Genomic DNA, 4219 nt, shown 5'->3' on the forward strand with positions numbered 1-4219 from the left:
CACCATCTAAAAACATATCCACCTCTTATAACATATTAATGGTGCGATCGCTTTGGTATAACGGTGAAATTGTGCAGTGGCATATAATCTTATTTAGTCAGACTGTCTCTAGTCATCCTCTTAACCCGCCTTCCGCACCCTAAACTGTCACACAACGAAAAATGGTCATTTGGGGATTTGAGATTGGCGAACTGCTTGCAGCAGCGCTTCGCTATCGCTACCTAAACTTTAGACCATTCTGTATTAAAATTATCCTCACAAGTCCTCAAAAATCCGAAATTACCGATTGTGACACTGGGGGGTGCGGAATGTGGGTTCTAATTTTAACTTTATCAATCTAACCTACAAGCGATTCCTGGGGAGCGCAACGCTTACGCACTGATATGATTTTGACTTTCTCTTGAGAAGTTACTCCGAAAAAGGCGCTACAAACTTTTAGGGACTCATTGGTGATTCAAAAGTGTTAGTATAAATCATTGCCAAAAGTTCACAAACTTGATATAATGGACATAAAGACTATTTAGTGAGGTAATACTTATGTTATCAACTGATATGAAACAAGAATCAATAATTAAGAGAATTGAGAATGTTGTTGCTATTTTAATGGAAGAACGTCCTTTATTTAAAGAGGATCTAAATTATACGAAAATGGTTCAAGATTTAGTAAAAGTATTTAAAGAAAACTTTTCTTTGGAAGAATTTAGTCAGATATCAGAAGAAAGTCTTAAAAAGCGTTGTAGTGGTATCATGGCTCTACACCTTTTGGCTAAAATAGGAGAGGATTTTACTCCTGAACAAATGGCAATTTTTGATGATGCAGTTAAAAGAAAATAGAAAATTTATGAATTATTTATTAGATACTAATATTGTTTCTTTAGCACTCAAACAAAATTCCCAAATTCTTCACAAGATTACAATTAGTGAGTCTAAGGAAGAAAAGATTTTTATTAGTTGTATCACCTATTTTGAAATTAGGCGAGGTTTTTTAGCGGTTGATGCACCAAAACAAAGAGCAAGATTTGAGGAATTTTGTCAAGAATATCCGATTATTTTCTTAGATGATTTGGCAATTTTAGAAAAAGCTGCCCAAATTCATGCTAATTTGAGATTAAGGGGTGTACCAATTCAAACTGAAGATGTTTTAATCGCTGCTACTGCTATTCTTAAAGATTTAATTGTGGTTTCTAATGATAGTGATTTGGCCAGAGTTGAGGGTTTAAGTTTAGAGAATTGGCTAGAATTATGATGATTAAATTATTTTTTGGCTGATGTATTTAAAACTGTAGGTTTGGTTAAGCTGTTATTGGGTTTTTCGCATTTGGTCAGGGCGTAAGTGCCGAACTCGCACTTTATCAATCCAACCTACCAGCGATCGCACTTTATCAATTTAACCTACGAGAGATCGCAATTTATCAATTCAACCTACGAGAGATCGCAATTTATCAATCTAACTTACAAGCGATCGCACTATAGCAAAAAACTGACGTACTTGATCAAGTTGAGCTTTACTAATGCGATTTTGGATATGCTTTAAAAGTAGAAGTAAATGTTTTCCTAACACTGAATCCCAATCATTTTACTCGTTTGGTAAATGCGATCGCATTGCTCTATGTTTCTGACTATTCACCGACTAAATATTTGACATAGTACCTCACGAAGCAAGGGTTCAGCAAATTCAACTACGAATCCTTCGTCATCATTGGACATAACGTACTCACCTATGCGATTATGAGCAATACAACATCTCACACGATATATACAATAAGCTGAAAACTCAATCACTAAATTATCATAACCCTTGTTTGTTATACCTTGAATGTTGTTTGGATTGTTTTCTTTAGTGTTAGTTCGACTAAATCCTCCATGTGACATTAGATCCGGAAATGGAGTTATATTACTGATTTTGTAAGGATTGCCGCTTTTACTATAATTGAAAAAAATCTTAATTCCTTTATCTAAATAATCTGGGGATTTAATTTTATTTAAACAATTTGCAATTTTATCAATCTTTTTATTATCATTACATTTGCTTTTAAGTAAAACTTTTAGCCTTTCAAGTTCGTTATTGCCACTATATTCATTAAGTAACTGTCCTATTCCTTGTAAATCATCATTTAAACTTTTTATTTCCTGAACTAAGTTCCAGTCAAAAATCAGTTCCAGCAGGTGATACAGCTTCAAAAATCTTTCAAAAGCATAGGGCTGGACTACTGAACGCATCGAACTTTCTTGATGATATCTAGTTGGAAGTTCAATTCCAGTTCTAGCAATCAATTTAGAAGGCTGAAAACGATATGCTTCCTGTAAGCTAGATTCAGCATTTGAATGAAAAAATCCTCCCCAAATAGGGGCAGAACTCATATATTTATTTTTATAGTTGTCATATTCAGATACATCAATCACTAAATAGTTTTTAGTAAATTTGAAGGGAAGTCTAAATCCAAACTCATGTTTATCAACTTCATGTATATAAGCAATATACCTTGCGTCTGTTAAACTATTTATATCAGTAAGAGATTTACATATACAGAGAAAACCCAAAAAATTATCATGCTCATTACAAACTTCAATGTCTAAATCACCTTCGTAAGAAAATGATACAGCATCTACTTCTATCGGTATCATCCCGTTCAAAGTGCAAATACCATCATGCTCAGAGAAGTGAGTTCTATCATAGCGAAGATCGCTATCATCAAGTTCTTTTAAATCATCATAGTTCATAGTTATTCTGCTGCTGTTATCCAACAATTAAGAAAAGGTACTTTTCCTTCCTCACGAAAGTATTCTTTGAATCCATCTGTCAGAAGTTTCCTTTTTGCAAAGCCCAGACTTACCTTACGCGGATTAAATCCACTTTCTAACTCCTGTAATTTTCCTAACGCGAGAGGATCATCATCTTCTTTTGTATCTTTAAGTAATTGTAGAAGAGTATCTAAAGCCTTTTGTACTCGCTCTGAATTATTGCTAGATACAAGGGCAAGGGCGGCGAAAAAAGAGTTTATAACACTTTCTTCTCCAAACCATTTTATACCATTTGGTATTTCTTGATCAGCATTTCCTATATATATTCGAGATACTTCAACATCTAAATCAGCATAAATTCTTAGATAATTTTTGAAAGCATCAAACTGATCTCCAAGTTGTTCTTCTGTAGAATCTAAAATTTCTTCTTCCACTAATTTCTGTGCGACAACATTTTGTCTCTGTGTTTCTGGACTTTTGGTTATAAAACTTTGATATGCGGTGGCAATTCTATCAAGAGGGTACTTCCTAGCTTTTTTTCGGCGTGCAGATTCTTTTTCTTTGAAAATTTCAATATCTGGTATTTCGGCCTTAAGTGTGTCATTTAGAGTGATGAATAAAAGACCGATCTGATGTTTCATAGACATAGGCTTCTGTCCTGCATTTAGGACAATAATCCGGTAAATAAGATTTCGGATGTTACCTTCAAGCCAGAACTCTACAAGAACTTTCTGTTCTGAATTAAAGTCAAAATTCTCCTTAGCTATGTCGCTTAGAATAAACGTCCGTTGTAATCCATCTAAAATATTTACTTGTCCTGGTTTACTTAATGCGCTTTCGAGTTCTTGCCAATCATCTTTTTGTACAATGGGTAATATATCGCTCACCAGTTCTGGTTTTACTGCGAGAGTTATGGAAGGTAACAAAGCACCTTTCATGATGTCAATTTTCATGCGTTCATATGCTTTATATTTTTCACGTTTTCTTTGGGGTTCATAATCATCAAAGTTATCACCGACTAAATCTAAATAGTCTTGTATAGATAATTGAGCATAAAGAATATCTGTATTTGTTCGTAAATCTTTTGCTTTTCCAATGATTTTTACTTGCATAGCGTTATTTGTACCTAAATTTGGGCATTTGAATAACTGATAAAAATTAAATGTATTGTATCATCGGTTACGTGCTGTTTGCTGTGCCGTAGGCAATCTTGAATCCGGTTTATCTACATCACTATATTTTAAGAGAAACTTGACAATTAGTAATGGGTAATTGAAAAGATCATTTTTATTACCCTTCTTATCTCTTACCTATTACTTAATTAGATGATTGTAACTTAATACCCAAAACCTGAGTATATGCACCTCTAGCTTGAGTCACCCCAATTGTGCGCTGTGCTGATTCTATCATCGGCCGGCGCAAACTCACGACTATAAACTGTGCTTGTTGAGCCTGTTGTTTAATCATTCTCGCTAAT

General features: G+C 34.1%; 4 protein-coding genes. 2 read left to right on the forward strand and 2 right to left on the reverse strand.

The features are described 5' to 3' along the window. Positions 1–537: 537 nt before the first annotated feature. Together ACIR131C_RS0118870 and ACIR131C_RS0118875 are read left to right on the forward strand one after the other, a co-directional pair. A complete protein-coding gene (locus tag ACIR131C_RS0118870; protein ID WP_027402408.1) occupies positions 538–834 on the forward strand; it encodes a hypothetical protein in 297 nt (98 codons plus the stop codon). A 7-nt stretch (positions 835–841) separates the two neighbouring features. Continuing rightward, on the forward strand, positions 842–1246 hold the full coding sequence (locus ACIR131C_RS0118875; protein WP_028091445.1) for a type II toxin-antitoxin system VapC family toxin: 405 nt from the start codon (positions 842–844) through the stop codon (positions 1244–1246). Between the two features lie 377 nt (positions 1247–1623). On the opposite strand, the gene ACIR131C_RS0118880 is transcribed toward ACIR131C_RS0118875, so the two are convergent. Together ACIR131C_RS0118880 and ACIR131C_RS0118885 are read right to left on the reverse strand one after the other, a co-directional pair. After that, positions 1624–2721 (reverse strand): hypothetical protein, encoded by a 1098-nt coding sequence (locus tag ACIR131C_RS0118880; RefSeq protein WP_028091446.1) that lies wholly within the window; start codon positions 2719–2721, stop codon positions 1624–1626. A gap of 2 nt (positions 2722–2723) precedes the next feature. Beyond that, positions 2724–3854 (reverse strand): hypothetical protein, encoded by a 1131-nt coding sequence (locus ACIR131C_RS0118885; protein ID WP_028091447.1) that lies wholly within the window; start codon positions 3852–3854, stop codon positions 2724–2726. Positions 3855–4219 lie beyond the last annotated feature (365 nt).

This window comes from Dolichospermum circinale AWQC131C (genome assembly GCF_000426905.1).
GTDB classification, from domain to species: Bacteria; Cyanobacteriota; Cyanobacteriia; order Cyanobacteriales; family Nostocaceae; genus Dolichospermum; species Dolichospermum circinale.